Here is a 23,257-nt window from a genome sequence, read left to right as displayed (position 1 = left end):
TACGGCTCTATCGACAAATTTTCAGAGCACGCATTCAACCCGCCTTCAACCCGCGTCAAACCGGTCGGCCCTGAATGGCGTGACATCGACGAGCGGTTCTTCCCCCGTCATCATGGCGGCGATAAGCCGCCCGGTCACCGCGCCGAGCGTCAACCCGTGATGCGCATGTCCGAACGCAAACCACATCGTCTTGTGACGCGGCGCGGGGCCGATAATCGGCATCATGTCGGGCGTACACGGGCGCCTGCCCATCCACGGCTCGTCATCTACCCGCTCGCCTAGCGGGAACAGCGAACGTGCCACGGGCTCGGCACGCATCAGTTGCACAGGGGTCTTCGGCGCATCGCGATCCGCCAGTTCGACGCCCGTTGTCAGTCGAATGCCTCGTGCCATGGGTGCGAGCAGGAAGCCGTTATCCACATCCAGCACCGGATGATTCAACACCGTCCCGGGTTGCGGTGCGTAGTGCATGTGGTAACCGCGCTTGACCGCAAGCGGCAACCGGTAACCCAGCGCCGAGGTAACGTCTTTAGCCCACGGCCCCAACGCGATCACCGCCGACGACGCGCTCACCGGACCGTCTTGCGTCATGACGCGCCAGCCATCGCCCTCTGCTTCAAGCGATGTCGCGTCGCCCATCAGGAAGCGTCCGCCCAAACGCTCGAAGTACGCCGCGTAGCCCGCGACCAGCGCGCCCGGATCAGTGACCGACACCGCGTCCGTGTAATGCAGGCCGCCCACGAGCGAGCGGTCGAGATGCGGCTCGGCTATTTGCAACTTCACCGGATCGAGTGCGTTGTAGTGCACCCCGAACTCACGATGCCACCGCTCGGCGTCGCGCAACTCTTCGTCCTGAGCGGCCGCGGTGTGAAAAACCTTGATCCAACCCGTTGGCCGCAGCAACGCTTCGACACCCGCTTCCTGCGCGAGGATCTCGTGCTCGGTCACGCAATGTTCGATCAGGGTGGCGTACTGACGCGCGATGGCGGCATGGCGCGCAGGCTCCGAATTGCGCCAATATGCCCAGAGGAACGGCGCAAGTCCGGGCAGTGCATCGCGGTGGTAATGAACATCGATCGACACGTTGCGGGCGTAGTGCATCAGCGTGCCAATGTCGCGGGGGAGCGCGTAGGGATAGACGCCCTCGCGCTGCAGCAGCCCTGCGTTGCCGAACGAGGTTTCCAGACCCGGAAGCTTACGGTCCACGAGCGCGACGGAGCGGCCACGCTTCTGCAGATGAATAGCAATCGAAACACCCACAATGCCCGCGCCCACCACGACAGTGTCAAACTTCATGCGTTGAATCTCTCCTCTACGTCCAGTTTGTTCGCGGCAGGTGGGTAGTGGATAGCGATCCGCCACTTGCCCTTCACCGCTCCAGAAACTTCCAGACGTAGATCATACGCGCGCGCTCCTTAAGCTTTAACAATAAGCTTTCACTTCAGCGCGAACCCGCTCACTCAGCCGAAACGAACCGCTATTTGAGCAACCCCTTAAGCGGTGTGTTCGGGTCAGCGAGATCAGCGTGGTCCAGTACCTTGCCTGCGGCCATCAACCGCCGGCACACTGCGACTTCCCGGCCGCAATTTACCGTCACCGCGGCCTCGAGCCTGTTGTCCGCGCCCAGCCCCAGCATGCAGAACGCGTCCCCTTCCGGATCGCCCCGCGTAACTATCGACTGATGCGCCGCAAAAACGCCCAGTGTCTGCAGATTGCAGTCGTATTGATCAGACCAAAGCCACGGCATCTCGGCATAACGTTCCTCGTGGCCCAGCATGTTCGCGGCCGCTATGGCAGGCTGATTCTCAGCGACTTGCCACGACTCCACGCGCACATGCCGGCCGAGTAGCGCATTGAAATGATTCGTCACCTCGCCCGCCGCGAAGATCAGCGGATCGGTGGTACGGCAGTGTTCATCCACCACAATGCCGTTATCGACGATCAATCCCGCGGATACGGCAAGCTCCACGTTAGGCAGTACGCCTATGCCGATCACCACCACGTCCGCAGCCACGTTGCCGCGATCGGTTTTGATCAGCGCGCCGCCTTCGGCCGTTTTGTTTATCGCTACCGGCGCGGTCTCGAGTTGCATATCCACGCCGTGCTGCCGATGCAAACCGAGCATGAACGAAGCGACCTCGGGCGGCATGGACCGCTGTAACAAGCGGCTTGCCGGTTCGATCACGGTAACCTTGCAGCCACGCGATACCGCCGACGCTGCCACCTCCAGCCCGATAAACCCACCTCCCAGCACCGCGACTCTAGCGCCCGGTACAAGCGCTTCGCGCAGCCCACGGGCATCGGCTACGGTACGAACGTAATGCAGCTTCACGCCCTCATCGACCGGTCCGCTAAAACGGCGCACACGCGATCCGGTCGCAATCAGTAAACGGTGATAACCGATCCGCACACCATCGCTGAGATGCACGCACTGCTCCGCACGATCGATCGCCGCTACTCGAACGCCGAGCCGCATCTCGATACGCTGCTCCGCGTACCAGCTTGCGTCGTGGATAAAAGCGCGTTGCTCACCTTCGGCCCCAAGCAACGCATCCTTCGATAACACCGGCCGGTCGTAAGGCAGTTCCGCCTCCTCGCCGATCATCAGGATGCGACCCTCCGGCGCCTTCTGCCGAAGCGTTTCGGCTGCACGTCGCGCGGCATGTCCCGCGCCAACGATCACATACGCGTCATTCAACATAGATCTCGACGCTGCCCTCGTTGATGCGAACCGGATAGGTGCGGACCGCTTCCACAATGGGCGCACACTGCGGCGCGCCCGTACGAATGTCCACGAGCCCCTGATGCAAAGGACATTCGACACAACCGTCCTCTACGAAACCCTCTGAAAGACGCGCGTGACCATGCGTGCAGAGATCGTGCAGCGCGAATACATCGTCGCCCAGACGGAAAACCGCTATGGGTTTATTGCCCGCAACGACCGCGACCGGTTCACCTTCTTCGAAGTCATCAAGCGCGCCTACCGGATGCCACGCGTGAGCCGATTGGTTCATTGTGGCCTCCATCAGATCGGTGTGGCGAGCAGTGTCTGCACGCGCGAAGTGTCGTAGATCACGCGCTTCGACTGGTAACGCAAACCAGCGTCGGTACGCACCACCTTGTCGTAGTACTTACCCGCCTGATACACATTCGACTCACCGTTCGTGCGCGTCTGGATCACTACATAATTGCTTTCCGTCTCGATCACACCGTCTTTCTCCGCCACCACGCAGAGCCCCGACGTCATGTGCCGGTAACTGTGTTCCTCGAAGATATTGGCGTTGCGCAACGACACCACACGGTCACGCAGCATCTTCTGGTTATTGCAGTAGATGATGCCGATGGGCAGGCCCATGTCGGCGTTTTCCTTCGGCACGATCTCGTAGAGACAATCCTCCGTGAAGAGCGTCGGCCATGCTTCCAGGCGATCGTTGTCCAGCGTGTTGATGTACTGGTCCTGCAGCACGTGCAGTTGGAACCACAGCGTCATATCGTCCATGATGTTCACCGTCTCCATCGTTCAATAACCCATCAGCTTCTGGTAGCCCACCCAGAATTTTCGGATCAGGCTTTCGGTGATGACCGTATCCTGCTGGTCTGGATTACCACGCGACATCTCGATCACCGACGTGGCGCCTGCGTCGCGGATCGTGCCGCGCTGAACCAGCTCGGTTGCTTCCGTGTCTTCCATCGATATATAGCCTGCCGGCCCGACCAGATTCGCCTGCTTGATGCGCAACTCGCGCATCTCGGGGGTGTCGTCGGTATAGCCGAAGAAGTGGAAAATCAGCTCGAAGCTGTTGGGTCCTTTGGGCAGCAACTGCCGCGCGACCAGCGTGTTGTGAATCTGCTGGATCACGAGTTGCGGGAAGATCGGCTGGATATGATTGGTCGTGTCTTCTTCGTATTCGGAAATCAGGCCGAGGATGGAATCGTCTTCCAGCGCGAAACCTTCGTCGAAGGAACGAATGTTCTGCTGCTTGTACGCAGCCGATGTGTCCTCGCCCGTCTTCGTCACGGTGATGATGCTGTGCAGTCCGTGCGTTGCGTCGGGTATTGAACGTGCCTTCATGCCCACACGAAAGATGTTGAATGTCGTATGGAACAGATGCAGCATGCTCGCGTGATACGGATCCTTCACGTTCTCGAAATAAAGCTTCCAGTTCGACTTTGAAAACTGGCGCGTGCAGCCGAGATATTCAATCGGTTTATGAAAGATACGATCAATCCAGGGCCGCATTTCCGCACCCAGATAGTCCGGCAAGGGACCGACCGTTTCGCTGAAGGTCGCGAACACCAGGCCGCGATAACTCTCCACGCGAAGCTTTCTCAGGCTGTGATTTTTCGGATCGAAATCGGCGGGCATGCCGGTCATGCCTTTTTGTCCCCGGCGAAACGGGACGCCCAGGAGGTTGCCGCTTTTGTCGAAACTCCACTGGTGATACACGCACGTATGCGAGCTTGCATTGCCACGAGACTTCCTGCACACAGACGCGCCGCGATGCGCGCAGCGGTTGACCCACGCCGCCAGCGAGCCATCGTCGTTGCGCGTGACGACCACGGGTGTATCGCCGACAAAGGTGCTTTTGAAATCGCCCGGATTCGGAATCTCGGCTTCCAGCGCCAAGAAATTCCAGGTCGGTCCGCGATAGATCCGCTCCTGCTCGCGCTCGTACACCGCCTGCGAGCTGAAGACCTTGTACGGCACGCGCGAGCCGTCGTCATGGGGAAAAGTTACCGCATCGGAGTCAAGCGGGTTCATCGGACGAAGGGGGAATTCAGCCCTTCCATCCTGTGCGTCCAGGGCGTTTATCGCGTTCGTTTCCACGGCGATCTCTCCTTTTGTGGGGGATTGGGTGTGAAGCGATTTTTGGAGCGCCAAAATAGCGGGTCTATCCGATAACGGCTGCGCGCAGGCTCCGTTATCCATTTCCGGCAGCTTTTCACCCGGCGTTGTGCTACGACCGCCTACGGTGTAGCGGCCAGGTTGGCTTACTATCGTCGTGATTGTTTTCACCGAACGGAACCGTCCATGTCTCCAGCCACCTTTCGTGCTGACGCGTTGCGGGGCTATCGATTATTCGAATCGACCGACCTCGATGAAACCCGCGAACTGATCTCGCGCGTGATGCAGCCGCATGCGCTCGTGCCCATGGGCTCGGGCCGCGGCCGTTCGCACATGGATTTCGTGAAGCTCGGCGGCCTGGGTCTCGGCACGATCGCGTTCGGCGACGCCATGCGCGTAGACGTCAAGGCGGTGGACGGTTATTACCTGCTGATGTTTTGCGTGACTGGCAACGCCGAAGTCCGCACGATGGGACGTTCCATGCTCGTGAACCGTGACCAAGGCGTTTTATGTGCGCCGGGGCAGCCTTTCGACGCACTGCTGTCGCCCGGCTGCGAGCAGTTCGTGCTGCGTATCGATCCCGTCGCGCTGAACGCGCAAGCGGGTCAAGGCATGCCGCATTTTGCCTCGCTCGTGCCGGTGGGTGGCTCGCATTTACGCGGCTGGATGCAACAATTGCAACTGGTGGCGAGTTCACCCGAATTGCTCGCGTGTGCGCGCAGCAACCCGCACGTGGCGACGCAACTGGAAAGTTTGCTGATCGATCTGTTCGCCACGGGTCACGTGGACAACGGCATGGATACGGGCTTCGCGTCGAAGCGTTCGCCGGTGTCGCCCGGCTTTGTGAAGCGCGCGGAAGCGTTCATCGAAGCGCATTGCAGCGAGCCGCTGGAGTTACTCGATATTGCCGGCGCCGCCGGCGTCCCGGCTCGCACGTTGCGCGACGGCTTCCAGCAATTTCGCGGCGTGAGCCCGATGCAATATGTGCGGCAACTGCGCCTGGAACGCGCGCGCGATGCACTGCGCGCGGCGCCATCGGATGTGCGTGTCTCTGAAATTGCGCTCGATTGCGGATTTGCGCATCTCGGGCGTTTCGCGATGGTCTACAAGGCGATGTTCGGCGAGTCGCCATCGGAAACATTGCGGGAACGCTAGGCGCGCCTGCTGTGCCCGTCATACAGCGCGGCCACGCCCTTGCGCGCGCCACGCCGGAGCAAGGAGCGGTCTTAGCCTCTGCGAAGCGCTGGAGCGCCCCACGGTGCACCGATGGTCCCGCCATCGACAACAATTTCGGCCGCCGTAATCCCGGATGCACCCTTCGACGCAAGGAACGCCACCGCCTCGGCGACTTCTTCAGCGGCAGCGAGGCGTCCCATCGGAATAGTCGGCGACAACCTTTCTTCCGTGCCGTCGAGCGTCGCGCCCGCGCGTGCGCCACGCGTCCAGATCGGCGTGCGTGTTGCACCGGGTATCACCGTGTTCACGCGAATACCCCGTTGCACAAGCTCGGTGGCAAACACTTTCGCCATGCCGGTGACACCGGCCTTGGATGCCGAATACGCAGCCGATCCCGCACTGCCGAGCTCACGCATGACCGAACCGTTGAGCACTATCGATCCCCCCGCCGACATCAGCGGCAGCGCCGCCTGGACCGTGAGAAAGACCGCCGTAAGGTTGGTGCGAAGAATTGCTTCGAACGCCGCGGCTGTGGTGCCGCCCAGCGGCGTCGGCCCTGAAACTCCCGCGTTGGCAAACACGATATCGAGCGAACCGAAGGCATCGCTCACTTGCTTGATCATCGAATCGATTGCAGCAGGGTCGTCGAGATCCGCGTGAATCGCGAGCGCATTTGCGCCAAGCTCTGACACCGCTGCGTCGAGCTTCGCGCGATCCCGCCCTGTGATAGCCACGCGGGCGCCTTCAGCAATCAACAACCTCGCTGTGGCAAAACCGATACCGCTATTGCCGCCCGTAATCAGAGCAGTCTTGTCTGTGAAACGCATGAGTGATTCTCCTGTGTTGGGTACCGCGCGACCGCGGCTGAAAAGATGCATCGGGTGTATCGACCACGCTCTTCATCTGAATGTTGAACATAATCCACATTTTCAGTATTATCCTCATCATGCAGATTGTCAAGCGAGGGTTGGATGGGTTACTCACAGGCGCAGAAGGCCGAGAGCAGGCAACGTGTGCTGGACACGGCGGCACGGCAGATTCGCGAACACGGCCTCGAGGCGTTGGGTGTGGCCGACTGCATGCGCAGCGCGGGGCTGACGCATGGGGCGTTCTATGGCCATTTTCCGTCGCGCGATGCGTTGATCGTCGCCGCGCTCGAACAGGCCTTGACGCAAGGTGAGAAACGCGTGATGGCACGCGCGGCTGGGCAGTCCGAGACATGGTTTCAAGCGATCGCCGATGCCTATCTGCATCATGCTCACGCGGAGAATCCGGGCACGGGATGTGCGCTATGCTCGCTCGCCGGCGATACAGCGCATTCGACTGCGGACGTAAAGGCGCTTTACACCACGCACTTGCGGCAGCTTGCAGATCAGTTGACGCAAGCGGCGGGTAGCGGCAGCGAAACGGTGGGGCTGGGGGTAGTGGCCACTATCGTGGGTGCGATCACGCTGGCGCGCGCAGTGGATGATCGCGAACTGGCGCAGTCGATTCTCGCTGCCGCACATGCACTCGTGATGACGCAGGACGGCGCTGGTCAGTAGCGAACCGGGCTGCTGTCGTGATCGGTGATCGGTTACCGGTAATCGGCGAACTGACGCGTGCAGAACCGGTGCAACTGTTGCAATAACTCGGAGCCTTGCGAGGTCAGGCGCGGCATGGCCTGACCATTCGTGCTCGCCTCAATCCGCACGAGGTGCTCGTGTTCGAGACTCGCCACGTCAGAACAGCGTGGTTCCACCTGTGACGGTGAGTGCTGGATCAGAAGCAGTGTCGATAACTCGTGAGGGCTGAGCATGAGAATCTCCTTGCATGAATGCCGCAACGGTTTGCGTGTCATGCATCCTAGAGAGCCAAATCGGCATTTGCGCTACAGCCATTTTTCACGACGTTACACGGTTACATTCTCGCAATGCGTGCGCGCCCTCGCGCTGCCTAAACCCTGCTCGCGGAAACTTCCCGTTGCAATTGCCCCGTCAACCGAAGATGGCTTAAGGCTTTCAACGGGTCACCAACGTCCAGTCACTTGCGCTCATAGCGTCCCAAGGGATTCCGCTTGCAGCAAATCGCTCTCGCGGCGTCCATGCTGAAGACGCGCCAGACCCCGAATTCCAATCAGGGACACCGCCGACAGGATCGTAAAGAAAAGTGCAAGCGGCACCCATTGACCCTGGAAACGCTGCGCGATCATCGTCCCGATTATAGGTGTCGTGCCTCCGGCAATCGTCGCGCAGAGCTGGTACGCAATCGAGATGCCGGAATAGCGCAGATGCCTGGGAAAGGCATAGGTCATGAAACCCGCGATAACCGCATAGATAGCCGACAATACGACCACCGAAAACGCAATACCGGCAACGATCGCCACCGGATTTCCTGTATTGACGAGCAGGAACATGGGATACGGCGTGAGCATCGAGAGCAACGCGGCGGCGGTGAGGAAACGGGCGTCGCCGAAGCGCTCGGCCAGCATCGCCGAGACTGGCTGCGAGAGAAGCTGAATAACGGTGACGACAAACAGGCAGTCGAGGATCAGCGACTTCGACATATGCAGATAAACCGTCACGTACGAAATCATGAACGTGTTGGTGAAGAAGAATCCCGCAGAACCGATAGTCGTTGCAGCGGCTGCAAAAAGGATCGGCACCCAATGCGACTTGAGCACTTCCTTCACGGGCGATTGCACCATTTCGTCCGAGCCCTTCATCTCCTCGAACTCGGGCGATTCATTGACACCGGAGCGAATCACAAGACCGGCTGCGAGCAGCACGAAGCTCGCGAGGAACGGCAAGCGCCAACCCCAGGAGATGAAATCGTCGTGATTAAGCGACGTTACCAGCCGGAAAGAAATCAGGGAAAGGATCAGGCCCGCGGGACTGCCCATTTGCGGGAACGATGCGAAGAAGGTCTTGCGCCCTTCCGGAGCGTGTTCGCTCGACATCAGCACGGCGCCGCCCCATTCACCGCCAACGGCGATACCCTGCACGATGCGCAGCACGATCAGCATGACCGGCGCCCAGATGCCGGCGGTTGCATAGGACGGCAGCAAGCCGATGCCGGTCGTCGCCACGCCCATCAGGAACATGGTCAGCAACAGCATTTTCTTGCGGCCGAGCTTGTCCCCCAGGTGTCCGAAGACAGCGCCGCTCAGAGGGCGCGCAATGAAGCCGACCGCGAACGTGCCGAACGAAGCGAGCGTGCTGATGAAATGATTGCTGCTCGGGAAGAACACGTCGCCCAGCACGAGCGCGGCGGCCGTAGCGTAGGTGTAGAAGTCGTAGAACTCGACGGTCGTGCCGATAAAAGCCGCAAACGCTGCGCGGACGGGTTGCCTGCCGGGGGCCGCTGCCTTCATGATCTTTGCCTTTCTCGAAAATAGCTCGCACGCCGTTCCATGTCCGGCGAGCGAGAGGGGATACTGACTTATCGAGCGTCAAAAATCGTTCGTACAATCGCGTTTTTGCATTGTCAGTATCAGCGGAGCTAATACTTCCGCAACGGCGTTGTGGCTCAGGCGGCAGCGATGACATATGCAAGCATCAGCTGAATTGATGATGAGGATAAGGACAGGGAATTTGACGAATGCTTTCCGTTCGACGAACACTACGCCCCATCACTGAGCACGAACCTGAGAGATCTCAAGCATGCAAGCAATGCAAAACCCGCTTCCCATTGCGGACCCGGCCATGTTCGACACCGACGAATGGCAGGTCCGCTCGGACCTCGCAGCGCTGTACCGGCTCACTGCCCATTTCCGCATGACGGACATGATCGACACGCACATCACGGCGCGTTTGCCCGGCGCCACGCCGACGTTCCTGATTAATCGCTACGGTGTTTTGTTCCACGAGATGCGCGCTTCGGATCTGGTCAAGATCGATCACCTGGGCCAAGTCATCGATGAACGCGCCGCCGCCGAGCCCGAACGCTTTCGCGTGAATGCGGCCGGCTTCACGATTCATTCGGCCATTCACATGGCACGCGAAGACCTTGGTTTTGTCGTTCACACTCATACGGCAGCTGGCACGGCTGTATCGGTGCAAGAGCATGGCCTGTTGCCGATCAGTCAGCATGCGCTCAAGTTCTACGGCAAGCTCGGCTACCACGACTATGAGGGCATTGCGTTGAATCTTGGCGAGCGTGAGCGTCTGGTACGCGATCTCGGTCCCAACAAGGCAATGATCCTGCGCAACCACGGCCTGCTCGCTGCGGGGGCGACGGTTGCCGAGGCATTCCATGAAATATACTTTCTCGAACGCGCTTGTCAGGCACAAATTCAGGCGCTTGCCGGCGGCACAAAGCTGCGTATTCCGTCAGCAGAAGTATGCGAACTAACCGCTAGCCAGTTCAACCGCGAAGAATCCACGGAGATCATGGACATGGCGTGGCGTGCCGCGTTGCGCCTGATTGCCGATCCCGCATCCGACTACCGTTGCTGACTCTTGCCACTGCATCTGCATGACGCCTGCGTATGCAAGACCTGCCATCGACCCGATCAATGACCAAACTAGTACTCATTAGCCGCGACTTCGACCTGTCGCACCTTGCACCGGCCATTCTTCGCGCGGCGCCTGAACTTGAAGTCACGCTGCATGGCCGCGAGGACGCAGCCGACGCTGAAGTGGCCGTCTGCTGGAATCCACCGGTTGGCGCCATTGCGGCGCTGCCGAAGCTGCGTCTTGTGCACAGCATTGCTGCCGGCGTCGACAACATACTGACCGATCCCAGCCTGCCGGGCGTGCCCGTGTGCCGCGTTGTCGATCCGCGGCATGCTCGCGGCATGAGCGAGTTCGTTACATGGGGCGTATTGCATTTTCATCGGCAACTTGATCGCGTCATATCGAACCAGCGTGACGAGAACTGGTTTCGTCCCGAGCAGCGAGATCCGTCCACGTGTTCGGTGGGCGTGATGGGGCTTGGCGAGATTGGCAGCCGCGTGGCGACCGACCTTCATCGGCGTGGTTTCGCTGTACGAGGGTGGGCACGCCGGGCGAGAGACCTTGCGGGCATCGAAACATTTGAAGGGTCGCAAGGGCTTGAACCCTTCCTGCAAGGCACCGAGATTCTTGTGTGCCTGTTACCGCTGACGGATGAAACGCGCGGCATCCTGAATGCGCGCACGTTCGATGCATTGCGTCCCGGCGCGAAGCTGATTCACGTGGGACGAGGGGAACATCTGGTACCGGGGGATCTGCTCAGCGCGTTGAATGAGGAGCGGATTAGCGGCGCCATTGTCGATGTTTTTCCAAATGAGCCGCTACCGCGAGGGGATTCGTTCTGGCGGGCGAAGAACATGATCGTGACCCCGCATATGGCGTCGGTCGCGAGCCCGGATACGATCGGGCTACAGGTAGCGGAAAACGTCAGGCGCTTGGTGAAGGGTGAGGCTTTGCATAACGTGGTTGATGTGGCACAAGGGTATTAGAGCCGGTGCTCGGGGTTCTGCCGAAACCCCTCTAAACCACCGCACCGGTCTCCCTGTCGATAAACCCGTGCAACGCATCCAGAAAGGCGGTCTCGGCGGCACTGAACTTCCGGTCGATCGACCAGAGAAGATGCACGTCCAGATCGGCCACGCCCTCATCCGGCGGTAAGCGCTGAAAACGCCCCTGCACGATGTCCTCGCGGACCACGTGCTCCGGGAGACAACCAATCCCGAATCCGGCGAATATGAACCGCTTCACTTCCCACATGCTCGACGACGATCCGATCACACGTTCGGTGAAACCCATCTCGTCACGAAAGAACGTAAGCGGCGACATGTGATCGCCTACCTTGTCGCCCGTGAAAGACACGAATTTCTCGCTGACAAGATCCGAGGTGCGCAGGTCCGTGCGCCCGAACAACGGATGATGACGCCCGCAAAAAAGCGCATAACGCTGCCGCAGGAACACGCGGCTCTCGACCTTCTTGGGCAAGGTCCGGCGCGGTGTAAGCCCGAGCGTTGCAGCCTTCTGCTGCAAACTGCTGACCACGTCGGCGCTGCGCATCTCCTGGCTCTCGAGCTCAATGCGCGGATAGTCGCGATGGAATTCGGCAAGGAAACTGTCATAAGCGGGGAAATCAATGCCGCTCACAGTATTCAGCCGGACGACACCGGAGATGTCGTGATCGCCGTCGACCTTGGCCAGCGAAAGCCGCGAGATCGTGCCGTACACATCTTCGGCGATCTGTTGCACTTCAATGCCCGCCTGCGTCACTTCTATGCGCGGCCCATGGCGATCGACCAACCGCATGCCAAGCTGATCCTCAAGGCGACGCAGCGCCTGACTCACTGCAGGCTGCGTCAAATGCAGCCGCGTAGCCGCACGACTCACGCTGCGCTCCCGCGCTATGGCGAGAAATGTCCGCAGTAGATTCCAGTCGAGCCGATCATTCAAGTAGGTATCGGACCGTTCATTGCTCATTGCTAACCTCGGCTGTTGCATTCGGCTGCTCCATCATCCATGAAAATTATACTTAAAATAAATATTAGAAATTAGACTAATCATTTTGTATTCCCGATAAAGCTATGGCTTAAGACCAGCACTTCCACTCCACGCTCCGACATTGACAAGGACTTCATCATGAAAGCGTTTAGCCTGCCCTCCTCCGTTGCACGTTGCATGGCATTGGCGCTGCTTATCTCATCCGCGGCGCTTGGCGCCCTCCCCTCCGCCCAAGCCGATTCGCTCGGCGACATCAAGCAAAACAAGGTGGTGAAAATCGGTGTGTTCCAGGATTACCCGCCATTCGGATCGATCGGCGCGGACATGAAGCCACGTGGCATCGACGTGGACCTGGCTGCAGTGCTTGCGAAAAAACTCGGCGCGCGCGCAGAGCTCGTACCTGTGACCGGCACTAACCGGCTGGCGTATCTCGCCGATCACAAGGTCGATCTGCTGATGTCAGTCGGACAAACGCCGGCGCGCGATAAGGTCCTCGATTTCACGCAGGCCTATGCGCCCTACTACATCGCCGTGTTCGGTCCCAAGACCGTAGAGATCAAGCAGGCGGCCGACCTGGGCGGCAAGTCGGTTGCGACTGCGGGCGGGACCAACGAAGACATCAGCCTCACGAAAGTCGCGCCAGTCAATACGACGATCAAGCGCTTCGACGATCAAAGTGGCGCAATTTCCGCGTATCTCGCGGGTCAGACTCAACTGATCTCGTTAGGCGGAGACGTGGCTGCACGCGTTCGCGCGATGCATCCGCAAACATCGATCGACCAAAAAATCCGTCTGCTCGACTCGCCGATGCACATTGCCGTGAACAAGGGCGAAGGGCCGCTAAGAGACGAATTGAATACCGCACTCGACGACGCCCGCAAAGATGGCTCCATCGACCAGATCGAGAAGAAGTGGCTTGGCGCATCTGTTCCCGCATCCTCATTCTGATGCGCTCAGGCCATGAGAAAACCGACATGAAAACCCCACGCCCTTTTCTAGCACCCGCGTTGCGGCGCGCATGGCTTTTCGTTCCCGGCGCCGATGCCAGCAGCCACACAACCGCACTCGCAAGCGGCGCGGACGCCATTGTTGCCGATCTCGAGGAAATGACCGCGCCTGAAGATCGGCCCATGGCACGAGAGCGGATCGTCGCAATGCTGCGTGAGACCGAACGGCTCGGATTGATCGGCGCCGTACGCATCAACAAGCTGGAAAACGATGGCCAGGCCGACCTTGAAGGCATCATGCCCGGCGCCCCGCATGCGGTCTTCCTGCCCCACACCGAGACGACGGATCAACTCGTCGCGCTGGATGCGGCGCTCAGCGAGTTCGAACGCATCCACGGGATCGGGCATGGGACGACGGAGATTGTTCCGACTATCGAATCCGCAAAGGGTCTGGTCGCTCTCAACGCGTTATTGAACGTGAGTCCGCGCATTCGATGCTGCATGCTCGCCGTAGAAGATCTCGCAGCGAATCTAGGCGCACGCCGCACGCCTGAGGGCCGGGAACTGCTCTATGCACGCAGCCGGTTTCTCATCGAATGCATTGCCGCTGATTGCGTAGCGATCGACCTGCCTTGTACTTATCGATCCACTGGCGTGCTTGCCGCAGAGTTGGATCTGGCGGCCCAACTAGGATTTACATCGAAGTGCGTGGTGTTTGTCGAACACGTGGACGCGGTCAATCGCGCTTTGACGCCGTCGAGCGACGCTGCGGCGAGCGCGCGAGCGACACTGGCTGCTTATGACACGCAAGGGCCGTATGCCGATACAAGCGCGTGGATCGACGCGCCCGACCGCAATAACGCCAAACGTCTGCTCGCGCGCTACGAGGCTTTTCAGGGCGATCTCTAAGCTTCTTAGTACACCCCCGGAATCAATCGCGACGTACGGGCGCGGTATGCATCGTATTCGGCGCCGAACTGCGCATGCAGCAGCGCTTCCTCCGAGTTTATGCGCGCAATGAGCGGCGGAATCGTGAGCACCGTAAGTAGCACGCCGACCCCGGACCGAAAGGCGAAGGCCCACCCCAGCGCATTGACGAGCAAACCAAGATAGCTGGGGTGGCGGATGACGCCATAGGTGCCGGTCGTGACGAGCGTATGGCCGGGCTGGATGGCGACCAGCCCGCTGAACCGGTGGCCGAGTATGAAGACTGGCAATATCCGCAGCGCGCCACCGAAGATGAACAACACGACGCCAATCCAGCGGACGCTATCGCCGTCGAGGGTCCAGAATCCCTTTCGATCCGTGTAGGCCGGCAGATACGCTTCCAGCAGCCCTATCACGGCTAAGGCGGCGATGACCCAGCGGTTGTCACGGTCCTCACGTTCACCGGAGCTCAGGTTGCCGCTACTGAAGCTCGCAACGACCGACATAACCAGCGTTGCAATAGCGACGACGGTCAGCGCGGGATGGGAGAAGAAAGCAGCAAAGCCACCCCAGCCAAGAACCGCGAGTCCAAGATAAACAACGGTCCCAGTTATGGTAATGAACACGAGTTTGGGCGAAGGCGTCATGGGTTCCTCGCTTGGATGAACGCTCCTTTATAGTGTAGGACGCTAATCGATTGAGTGTTTTGCGTCCCCCCTGTTCTGCCAAAGCGTCGGTGTCGGGCTAAGCGCGGAACCTACTCAACTGCTCTTTGCAACGCGACCACCCACACGTATCTTGCCAGCGGCGTGTGAGGCGCGAATAACGCAAGGGTTATCGCTTACTTACAAGGGGCCAACACGTATTTCTCCAGGCCACGGATATCAGATTCTCTAAAGGCATTCCCAATATGCTATTTTTCGCTTCGTCCCTCTCGGAACGAAGTCGAGAATATCCGGAAAACGCTACGCAACCGCTGAGTGCCTGCCCGACCGAAGCACGCGCGGCTCCCGACGATATAAAAAGAGGCCGTCTGCCATGCGCCTGTTTATCCTCGCGCTCATCTTGATCGGGTCGGTGTTCACTGCCTCGGCAGCACCCCAGTCCTATCACGCGGGTGTCGCTCGTCTCACCGTCCCAGACGCGACTGCGCCATTCGATACGGTCATCTTCTATCCGTCCGATACACAGGAAGTCGCCTGGAAAGCCGGGCCTTTCCCTATAGCCGCCAGCCTCAACGCACCCGTCGCGGAGGGTCAGCGTTTTCCCGTTGTCCTGATATCGCACGGTCACCGTGGTGCTCCTTTCAGTCACCGTGACCTGGCTACTCGCCTGGCCCGCGACGGCTTCATCGTGATCCTTCCTACTCACATCGGCGATGCATCGGGTCACCCGGAAGCTACGACGCCCAGCCAGATCCTCGAGGATCGGCCCCGCCAGGCGAAAGAAGCGCTCGACGCAGCATTGGCGGATCCGAGATTCGCCCAACACGCCGATACGGCGCGCATTGGCATGATCGGGTACTCGGCAGGTGGATATACCGCGCTCATTCTCGCGGGCGCACGGCCCAATTTCGCCTACGCGGACACCTATTGCCGGTCACACGACGACGTGGCGTCATGCGCCCGGCACGCAGCAGGCGACGCTAGTCCGCCAGTCGATCTGATCGCCTGGCAGCCACCCGCCGAGCCTCGCCTGAAAGCGCTTGTCCTGATGGACCCGCTAGCAGTGATGTTCGATGCTGCCGGCTTGGCATCGGTGCGCATTCCGACGCTTCTGTATCGCCCCGACGATGACGCTTACCTGAATGCTCAACATAACGCCTTGGCGGTCGCGGCCGGGTTACCCAACCCGCCTCAGCAAGTCGTGGTACCGGGAAGCCATTTCGTGTTTGTCGATCCATGCCCGGATGCGATCGCGGACCAAGCTCAGCTCATCTGCAAAGATGCAACGGGAGTTGATCGGGCATCCGTTCATCGCAAGATGGAGAGCGAGATATCGGCATTCCTGCACGCACATTTGTAGTGAAGCGACTGCGGGCGGACCCGGAATCGCGACCTCAGGACATGGTTTAGCAGAGCGGCATAACTCATCGCTACAAGGAAGTCGATAAATGAAACGGCTATTCGTCTGCTGTGATGGGACCTGGAATTCAGATAGCGACGAATTCCAGGGCGTGCCGGTTCCGACGAACGTTGTGCGATTCTTCAACGCGGTGAGCGACATCAACGGCGATGGCGGAGAACAGCTCAAGTATTACCATGCGGGCGTAGGTGCAAACGAAAGCCGGCTCCGGCGGCTGATAGATGGCGCGCTTGGTGTGGGACTGTCACGCGACATCCGGACCGCCTATAAGTGGCTATCCGACCATTGCGAAGCCGATTCAGAAATTTATATTGTCGGATTTTCCAGGGGAGCCTTCACCGCGCGCAGCCTTGTGGGTATGTTGCATCACTGCGGGCTTCCGCGCGGCGCCGACTGGTCGTTGGTCAGACAAGCCTGGACGCTTTATCGGCTCGATCCGAAAATAGAAGTGAACGCACAACGGCAAGCGAATTTCCGTGCCATGCATGGAGAACCTCCCCGCATCCGCTTCCTCGGCGTATGGGAGACAGTCGGCGCGCTAGGCATTCCAGAAGCACTGAACCCGTTTGGCTTCCTCAAGAACCAATACCAGTTCCACGACACGACCCTGGCTCCTGAAGTCGAGCGTGCAGTTCAGGCTCTGGCTATCGACGAACAAAGAAACAATTTCTTTCCAACGCTCTGGACGCCGGAGGATGGGACCGACGACGCACGGGTTTCCCAGGTCTGGTTTCCCGGCGTGCATGCCGACGTAGGCGGTGGCTACAAAGAAACAGAACTCTCAAACGCGACGCTCCAGTGGATGTTATCCGAGGTGCAATTGTGCGGAGCCACGTTCCGGTCGCAGATGCTCGAGCAGTTGCCGAAAGCGGACCAGGTGTTATCTGCCGCAATGCACGGGGTCCTGCACAACTCCCTCACCAGTTTCTATCGAAGGGTTGGTTTTCGGCCGCGTTCTTTTCCATGCCTGAAGCAGGATTCTCGTCGCGGGTCGGAATCGATATCAACCCTGGCGTTAGCGAGACAGGCCAACCCGCCCATTGCTCAAGCTCCCTACCGGCCACATGTTGACCCGGTGAACGACCTGGAGGTACGCATCTTTGCGAACCCCTTGTGGAACTGGACCGGCATCTTCATGCAAGAGGGCGTTAGCTACCAGTTTCAAGTGATGGAAGGACAGTCGTGGCTTGACTGGCGTCGTGCTTGCGGCGCAGAAGGGACAAGGGGCAACTTTGTCCAGCGATTCCTCACTCGCTTCAAGCGCGTTACCGAGGCGAACTGGTTCGAACTATGCGGCGCCATCGCCTATCCGGCGCAGCCAACCATAGGAGGCACCCCTCCTGAGCCTCGCTACTTTCGAATCGGGATGGGTACAACCATCACAGCACCAACGTCGGGATATTTATATTGCTTCGCCAACGATGCACGATGGGCCTACTCGAAAAACCAGGGAAGCATTCGAGTGAAGATCTGTGCGCTCAACGAAGGTCCGTGCACGGAAACGTCCGAGGAGAGCGGCTCGGATGCCGAGGTGACTACTCCGCCTGCTTCGCCGAGTGGAACAGGGGCTAGCCAACCCTAAAGCAAGGGATAGCGCTCTCGACTCGGTCCATGATAATGCGCCCATGGATTCATAGTCCGGGAGAGTGTTTAGAACACTCACTGCAACTTGGGAAACCGACACACAAGCCATGTCTCAAGTAACGATGACCGGTTCGATACACCTGAATTTCTAACGACTCGCTGCTCTAGTAAGCTTGGCTTAATCGACGCTCCGTAGGTAAATCCATGTCCTCTGTCTCCGCATTCAAACTCGTCCTGCTCTCGCTAATCGTCATGATCGGTTTGCAGTTGCTAGCCAAGCGTCTCCGGTTGCCACCGGCTGCCGCGCTGCTGGTGGGTGGGATTGCCATGGCATTCGTGCCGGGTCTTCCCCCTGTCCACCTGGACCCGGACCTGGTGATTGTCGTGTTCCTGCCGCCGCTTCTCATGGACGGTGCCTACTTCTCAGTGTGGGAAGAGCTCAAGCGCAATCTCGGTGGCATCCTGCTACTCGCCATCGGTGCCGTTGCATTCACAACACTCGCAGTCGGGGTGGTCACTCATCTTGTTGTCCCCGGCCTGCCGTGGGCTGTCTGCTTTGCCCTCGGTGCCATCGTGTCGCCACCCGATGCCGTTGCTGCCAAGGCCGTGCTCGAACGCCTCGCGCTGCCACGCAAACTGATGGTCCTTCTAGAGGGAGAAAGCTTGCTCAACGATGCGGCCGGCCTCGTGCTGGTTCGCTTCGCCGTTGCGGCGGCGCTCACCGGAACGTTTAGCATCGGGCATGCTGCCGCGAGCTTTGCCATCCTCGGCCTGGGAGGCGTGGTGGTCGGTGGCATCGCAGGTTATTTGATCGTGCAAATCGTCCGCTGCCTTGCTGACGACTATCTCATCATCACCACCAGCGTACTGACGGCATGGGTGAGCTACATTGTTGGCGAAATGCTCGGCGTCTCCGGTGTAATCGCGACGGTGACGGCCGGTCTGACATTGGGCTGGTATCAACATGAAGTCTTGAGCGCTACCGTTCGCATGCGCGGCACGGCATTCTGGCAAGTCATTGTCTTTCTTCTCGAAGCGCTCGTATTCATATTGATCGGGCTATCTCTCCGAGGTGTCATCGCCCGGTCAGGCGGCGCCGATGATGCACTTTCCACACTGGCACCAGCCGTGGCGGCTGTGCTTGGTGCGGTGGTTCTATCACGCTTCGTATGGGTCTTCGCTACCGAATTGCTCAACACGTCATGGCGCCACATAGCCGGTCGCGGGAATGCCATTCTGGATTGGCGCACGGCAACCATAATGAGTTGGGCGGGCATGCGCGGCGTAGTCACGCTCGCGATTGCACTGTCGCTTCCAGAGGCGCTGCCCGGGCGGGATTTAATCCTTGTCGCGTCGTTTGCCGTCATCCTTGTGACCGTGCTGCTGCAAGGAGCGACCATTGGCCTTTTGATTGAATGGATCAATCCCGACCGCAGTTCGGATACCGGCGCCCAACATCTGACGGAACCACAAGCATGGGCAAGACTCGAGGCGGCTCAACTGGCCGCTATTGAGCCGCTCGTACGTGACACTGATGGGAAGGTGATTCACCCGCGGCTTCTCGAACAATACAGTTACCGGGCGACAATCACCAAAGCGTACAGAGAGCGGACGGACTTTCCACATGAAGAACGTGTCAGTCATTACGATGTCGTCCTGGCTGCCATCGCCGCTGGACGCGGGGAGTTGCTCCGTATGCACCGTTCGGGGGCAATTCATGACGAGATGCTTCATGTCCTCGAGCACGACCTGGACCTGCAAGAAGTGTCCGCGCGGCATGCGCGTGGTTGATCTTCACTCGCACTCAGCCTTGCGCACGAGCTAAGTTCTGGTTACATCACCTGCAGACGAATTTCGGATTGATACAATTGGATCAAAGTCCCCGTACCTTCTCACACCATGTCCGAAAAAAACTGGTTGTCCGAACCTAGCACCGCGTCCAAGCGCATCATCTTCGCGCGGCACGGTGAATATCCGTGTAACGTCCGTGGTGTTTGCAACAGCAATCCTCGCACCAGCTTTTATCTGACGGAGAAGGGAGAGGCTCAAGGCAGGGCCTTAGGCGAGCGCCTTCAAGATGAAAAAATCGAGCTCATCGTAACCTCGGAATTTCTGCGCGCGCGCCAGACCGCATGGTTAGCCAACGAGGTACTGAAGGTGCCCCAAGTCGTTAATCGGCTAGCCAACGAAAACCGGGTCGGTACCGCATTCGAAGAGAAGTCGGGTGACGAATTTCAGCGATTCATCGCTCATGCGCCGGCTACTACCGCTACCGCGGACGGAGAACCGTTCATGGGATTGCTCGCGCGCGTTCAATCGCTGATCGCCGACCTGAAGCTGAGCAGCCCGGAAACCGTGCTTGTCGTTACGCACGGCTGGCCGCTTCAGGCAGTACGAGTCATCCTGAACGAAATCGATGTAGATGACGCCGCTCGATGCGTGGGGATGCCATCCAATTGCGAAATCGTTGAAGGATGGTTTTAACCGCCCGCGTTCAAGTGACCTGGCAGGTCACTTGAACGCATACGCGACTCCCACCCCATAGGTGATCTGATTCCGGTTACCGTGCTGGGTGACGATTGGGCTATCAGCCGCTGAGCCTGACAGACGCTGGTAGTAGACCAGCGCTCCGCCGAACCAATGTTTGTCGAACTGGTAAATCGCAGCAAGCCAGCCGGTCATCTGCTCAAGTCCGCCGGAAGGGCTGAAAGCAGGCAGGCCGCTACGTGCGGAGTCCTGCTCCGTTACGCCGTAATACGCCTGATTGAATCCCTGGCTCACCCAACTCGCGCCAACCCCGGCGCCCACGAAGACTTGTTGACGCAACGGAAACCAGAGGCTGCCGTTCACTGACACCCGTGCCCCCGTATAAACGATGCCCGCGTTGGTCATGACTGTCACGGAGCCCCGCAAGCGGTACGGGACCGCTCCTTGATTATCGCACTCGTAGCCCACGAACCCGCCTACCTCCACGGTAGTATGTACTTCGTGGATCTGAGAAACGACCGGGTCATCAACGTTGTTTCTTCCCAGACGGAGCGCTACGGCCGGACCGTATTGCAGCCCCGTGAGCCCGCCAAAATCGAACTGGGCATACGGTCCATACAGCTCGAACAGCCGTCCTCCATCGGTCACATACCGCACCCCGGGGACCGCGCCAACAAAGCGGTCCCTGGCGCCAGCATAGTCCGTCGTAGACCCTACACCCCCACCCGCCATGCTAGGCAGCACACCGGGAAGATCGACAGACGCTGCCCGGCTTCCTTGAGCGATCACGAAGCACGTTGCAAACAAGACGACATGCAGGCTTGCTCGATTCGAGTGGTTTTTCATTGGCCAGCCCGTGGAATGCAAGTGCCTTGATGCGGCTAAAGTCTTAGCGCCAGGCGCTGCCGACTTGAACATAAAACGCGTTCTGACCTGGGCCGCGTGCAATGTCGATGCCCATCGTCAAACCCAGCTTGCGTGCGACTGCCATGTATGCGGTAGCAAGAGCAGAGCTCTCGGTTTCTGGGCGCCACGAGCGAGTTCAACGAACTTCATGACACGTTTGAGCCTTGAAGAGTGACGTTGGCATCCGCCGGCAAGTTAGTAATTCGAACCGTTCCCGCCTAAGCGTTCAAATACAGGCGTGCCTCTGCGGTGTGGCATTTTCCAACTCCAGGAATTGAAGTTTGATACAAGCTTTCAGCAGCGCTGACGCGCTATTGAGCCGCTCGATTTACATGGTCGACCGATATCAGAAACTCAAACAGAACGCAATCAGCGTTCGGGCACGCGGTTAGCGTCATCGCCCGCACGTAATCCAACTTACCGGACAAGGTTCCAGGCGCAGCAAGCCGGGACAATTCTGTTTTTCTATTGACTCGTCAGACGGACCCTGGGCATACCCATTAACATGGCCAAGCGCAATGTCTTGCAACAGACCGTGGTGATATCCATCGTCTGAAGGACATAAATGGATGTTTTACTTCCGGGGCCTGGTAGTTGGAGCATGAGCCCACCTCACTTTAATCGCAACATTTCAGCTTAGAACGAAGCTCGATGGATAAATTGCTTCCTGACCTCTCAGCTAAGGCGTCAACTCGAACGTCGTCGTGGACCTTGTTTCTGATTTTTCTCAGACTAGGCCTCACATCGTTTGGCGGACCGGCCGCTCATCTTGGATATTTCCGCGACGAATTCGTCAAGCGGCGCGGATGGCTCGACGAGCATACCTACAGCGATATCGTCGCGTTATGCCAGTTCCTTCCGGGCCCGGGAAGCAGCCAGGTGGGAATAGCCATCGGGCGGATGCGCGGAGGGGTGCGAGGCGCACTCGCTGCATGGTTCGGTTTCACGCTTCCGTCGGTCGTCCTGCTGGTCGCGTTCGCCTACGGTTATGCGCATCTTGATACCGCGTTTTCCGGGCGCCTCTTGCACGGCCTCAAACTGGCCGCCGTTGCAGTAGTTGCCCAAGCGGTGTGGTCGATGGGGAGAGCACTTTGCCCCGACAAGACGCGAGCGTCGATAGCAGTCGTTTCAACCGCCCTCGTAGTGGCTCTGGGCGCAACGTATGGGCAGATCGTTGCAATTCTTCTAGCGGGATTGAGCGGTGCCGTGCTGCTGAAAATCTCGACCGAGGTGCCCGATGCACCCCTCGGCATGCCCGGGACAAGAGCAGAGGCCGGCGTGTGCATCGTGGCTTTTTTGGTCTTGTTGTTTGGACTGCCAGTCCTGTCGGCGCTATTCCCTAGCTACGCGCTTGAACTGTTTTCCGGCTTCTTCCGGGTGGGTTCACTAGTTTTCGGCGGCGGCCACGTGGTCCTGCCGTTATTGCAGGCGGTCGTAGTGCCACGCGGCTGGGTATCGACGAACGAATTCCTGGTCGGCTATGGCGCTGCGCAGGCCATCCCGGGCCCGCTCTTTACCTTCGCGGCGTTTCTGGGTGCTGTTGGGAAGGGAACGCCATCCGGGCCCGTCGGTGCGGCGCTGGCGACGGTCGCTATCTTCCTGCCCTCTTTCTTGCTGGTTGGAGCAGCTCTGCCGCTATGGGGCACGCTTCGGGCCTTTACGTCAATGCGCCGGGCGATGGCCGGAATCAATGCCGCGGTAGTCGGCATCTTGCTCGCTGCGCTGTATGACCCCGTATGGATCAGCGCGGTGCATGGAGCAAATGACTTCGCGCTCGCGGTCCTTGCCTTATTGCTTTTGACCTGGTGGCGCATGCCGTCGTGGGCGGTCGTGATTCTGACCGCCGGGTTGACGTTCATTGTGTTCTGAACACC

At 59.2% G+C, this 23,257-nt stretch carries 22 protein-coding genes; 11 read left to right on the top strand and 11 right to left on the bottom strand.

The annotated features are described in order from the left end of the window. Nucleotides 1-45 precede the first annotated feature (45 nt). The 5 genes from EOS_RS24030 to andAc form a co-directional block, all read right to left on the bottom strand. A complete protein-coding gene (locus EOS_RS24030; protein WP_047849208.1) occupies nucleotides 46-1,296 on the bottom strand; it encodes an NAD(P)/FAD-dependent oxidoreductase in 1,251 nt (416 codons plus the stop codon). A gap of 181 nt (nucleotides 1,297-1,477) precedes the next feature. Next, complete coding sequence (gene andAa / locus EOS_RS24025) at nucleotides 1,478-2,701, bottom strand: anthranilate 1,2-dioxygenase system ferredoxin--NAD(+) reductase (protein WP_047849306.1); 1,224 nt, start codon at nucleotides 2,699-2,701, stop codon at nucleotides 1,478-1,480. Beyond that, nucleotides 2,691-3,014: an anthranilate 1,2-dioxygenase ferredoxin subunit AndAb gene (gene andAb, locus EOS_RS24020; RefSeq protein ID WP_235442941.1), complete on the bottom strand. Its 324-nt coding sequence runs from the start codon at nucleotides 3,012-3,014 to the stop codon at nucleotides 2,691-2,693. The genes andAa and andAb overlap by 11 nt, the downstream gene beginning before the upstream one ends. 11 nt (nucleotides 3,015-3,025) lie before the next feature. Then, nucleotides 3,026-3,499 (bottom strand): anthranilate 1,2-dioxygenase small subunit AndAd, encoded by a 474-nt coding sequence (andAd, locus tag EOS_RS24015; protein WP_407639177.1) that lies wholly within the window; start codon nucleotides 3,497-3,499, stop codon nucleotides 3,026-3,028. Between the two features lie 21 nt (nucleotides 3,500-3,520). Then, entirely contained in the window at nucleotides 3,521-4,762 is a 1,242-nt protein-coding gene (gene andAc / locus EOS_RS24010) for an anthranilate 1,2-dioxygenase large subunit AndAc (RefSeq protein ID WP_047849205.1), read from the bottom strand. Between the two features lie 270 nt (nucleotides 4,763-5,032). Between andAc and andR the strand changes: the two genes are divergently transcribed. Beyond that, nucleotides 5,033-6,001, top strand: a complete 969-nt coding sequence (gene andR, locus EOS_RS24005) for an anthranilate 1,2-dioxygenase regulatory protein AndR (protein ID WP_047849204.1) — start codon at nucleotides 5,033-5,035, stop codon at nucleotides 5,999-6,001. A gap of 71 nt (nucleotides 6,002-6,072) precedes the next feature. On the opposite strand, the gene EOS_RS24000 is transcribed toward andR, so the two are convergent. Then, nucleotides 6,073-6,849 carry an SDR family NAD(P)-dependent oxidoreductase gene (locus EOS_RS24000; RefSeq protein WP_047849203.1) on the bottom strand — a complete coding sequence of 259 codons (777 nt, stop codon included), beginning with the start codon at nucleotides 6,847-6,849 and terminating at the stop codon, nucleotides 6,073-6,075. 144 nt (nucleotides 6,850-6,993) lie between these two features. On the opposite strand from EOS_RS24000, the gene EOS_RS23995 reads away from it, so the two are divergent. Then, nucleotides 6,994-7,566, top strand: a complete 573-nt coding sequence (locus tag EOS_RS23995; protein ID WP_047849202.1) for a TetR/AcrR family transcriptional regulator — start codon at nucleotides 6,994-6,996, stop codon at nucleotides 7,564-7,566. A gap of 32 nt (nucleotides 7,567-7,598) precedes the next feature. On the opposite strand, the gene EOS_RS23990 is transcribed toward EOS_RS23995, so the two are convergent. Beyond that, nucleotides 7,599-7,820, bottom strand: coding sequence for a hypothetical protein (locus EOS_RS23990; RefSeq protein ID WP_047849201.1), 222 nt, complete (start codon nucleotides 7,818-7,820; stop codon nucleotides 7,599-7,601). Nucleotides 7,821-8,054: 234 nt separating this feature from the next. Continuing rightward, nucleotides 8,055-9,374, bottom strand: coding sequence for an MFS transporter (locus tag EOS_RS23985; protein WP_047849200.1), 1,320 nt, complete (start codon nucleotides 9,372-9,374; stop codon nucleotides 8,055-8,057). A 298-nt stretch (nucleotides 9,375-9,672) separates the two neighbouring features. Between EOS_RS23985 and EOS_RS23980 the strand changes: the two genes are divergently transcribed. After that, nucleotides 9,673-10,458, top strand: coding sequence for a class II aldolase/adducin family protein (locus tag EOS_RS23980; RefSeq protein WP_047849305.1), 786 nt, complete (start codon nucleotides 9,673-9,675; stop codon nucleotides 10,456-10,458). A 59-nt stretch (nucleotides 10,459-10,517) separates the two neighbouring features. Then, nucleotides 10,518-11,444, top strand: a complete 927-nt coding sequence (locus EOS_RS23975; protein ID WP_047849199.1) for a 2-hydroxyacid dehydrogenase — start codon at nucleotides 10,518-10,520, stop codon at nucleotides 11,442-11,444. 31 nt (nucleotides 11,445-11,475) lie between these two features. On the opposite strand, the gene EOS_RS23970 is transcribed toward EOS_RS23975, so the two are convergent. Continuing rightward, nucleotides 11,476-12,426 carry a LysR family transcriptional regulator gene (locus EOS_RS23970; RefSeq protein ID WP_047849198.1) on the bottom strand — a complete coding sequence of 317 codons (951 nt, stop codon included), beginning with the start codon at nucleotides 12,424-12,426 and terminating at the stop codon, nucleotides 11,476-11,478. Between the two features lie 159 nt (nucleotides 12,427-12,585). Here EOS_RS23970 and EOS_RS23965 point away from each other — a divergent pair, with 159 nt between their 5' ends. Then, nucleotides 12,586-13,395: a transporter substrate-binding domain-containing protein gene (locus EOS_RS23965; RefSeq protein ID WP_047849197.1), complete on the top strand. Its 810-nt coding sequence runs from the start codon at nucleotides 12,586-12,588 to the stop codon at nucleotides 13,393-13,395. Nucleotides 13,396-13,421: 26 nt separating this feature from the next. Beyond that, the gene (locus tag EOS_RS23960) at nucleotides 13,422-14,303 is read left to right on the top strand and encodes an HpcH/HpaI aldolase/citrate lyase family protein (RefSeq protein WP_047849196.1); all 882 of its coding nucleotides are present in this window, start codon (nucleotides 13,422-13,424) and stop codon (nucleotides 14,301-14,303) included. A gap of 5 nt (nucleotides 14,304-14,308) precedes the next feature. On the opposite strand, the gene EOS_RS23955 is transcribed toward EOS_RS23960, so the two are convergent. After that, nucleotides 14,309-14,968, bottom strand: coding sequence for a methyltransferase family protein (locus EOS_RS23955; protein WP_047849195.1), 660 nt, complete (start codon nucleotides 14,966-14,968; stop codon nucleotides 14,309-14,311). Between the two features lie 391 nt (nucleotides 14,969-15,359). Here EOS_RS23955 and EOS_RS23950 point away from each other — a divergent pair, with 391 nt between their 5' ends. The 4 genes from EOS_RS23950 to EOS_RS23935 all read left to right on the top strand — a co-directional run bounded on the left by EOS_RS23950 (nucleotide 15,360) and on the right by EOS_RS23935 (nucleotide 20,474). Then, a complete protein-coding gene (locus EOS_RS23950; RefSeq protein WP_047849194.1) occupies nucleotides 15,360-16,346 on the top strand; it encodes an alpha/beta hydrolase family protein in 987 nt (328 codons plus the stop codon). 88 nt (nucleotides 16,347-16,434) lie between these two features. Further along, nucleotides 16,435-17,988, top strand: coding sequence for a DUF2235 domain-containing protein (locus EOS_RS23945; RefSeq protein ID WP_047849193.1), 1,554 nt, complete (start codon nucleotides 16,435-16,437; stop codon nucleotides 17,986-17,988). Between the two features lie 206 nt (nucleotides 17,989-18,194). Further along, a complete protein-coding gene (locus tag EOS_RS23940) occupies nucleotides 18,195-19,781 on the top strand; it encodes a Na+/H+ antiporter (RefSeq protein WP_047849192.1) in 1,587 nt (528 codons plus the stop codon). A 108-nt stretch (nucleotides 19,782-19,889) separates the two neighbouring features. Beyond that, entirely contained in the window at nucleotides 19,890-20,474 is a 585-nt protein-coding gene (locus EOS_RS23935; protein ID WP_047849191.1) for a histidine phosphatase family protein, read from the top strand. A gap of 27 nt (nucleotides 20,475-20,501) precedes the next feature. On the opposite strand, the gene EOS_RS23930 is transcribed toward EOS_RS23935, so the two are convergent. Continuing rightward, the gene (locus EOS_RS23930; protein ID WP_053064023.1) at nucleotides 20,502-21,323 is read right to left on the bottom strand and encodes a MipA/OmpV family protein; all 822 of its coding nucleotides are present in this window, start codon (nucleotides 21,321-21,323) and stop codon (nucleotides 20,502-20,504) included. A gap of 711 nt (nucleotides 21,324-22,034) precedes the next feature. Between EOS_RS23930 and chrA the strand changes: the two genes are divergently transcribed. Continuing rightward, complete coding sequence (gene chrA / locus EOS_RS23925) at nucleotides 22,035-23,252, top strand: chromate efflux transporter (RefSeq protein ID WP_047849190.1); 1,218 nt, start codon at nucleotides 22,035-22,037, stop codon at nucleotides 23,250-23,252. Nucleotides 23,253-23,257 lie beyond the last annotated feature (5 nt).

The organism is Caballeronia mineralivorans PML1(12) (assembly GCF_001028175.1).
GTDB classification, from domain to species: Bacteria; Pseudomonadota; Gammaproteobacteria; order Burkholderiales; family Burkholderiaceae; genus Caballeronia; species Caballeronia mineralivorans.
The sequence above is the reverse complement of the archived record's forward strand: the minus strand, read 5'-3'. Positions and strand labels throughout refer to the sequence as shown.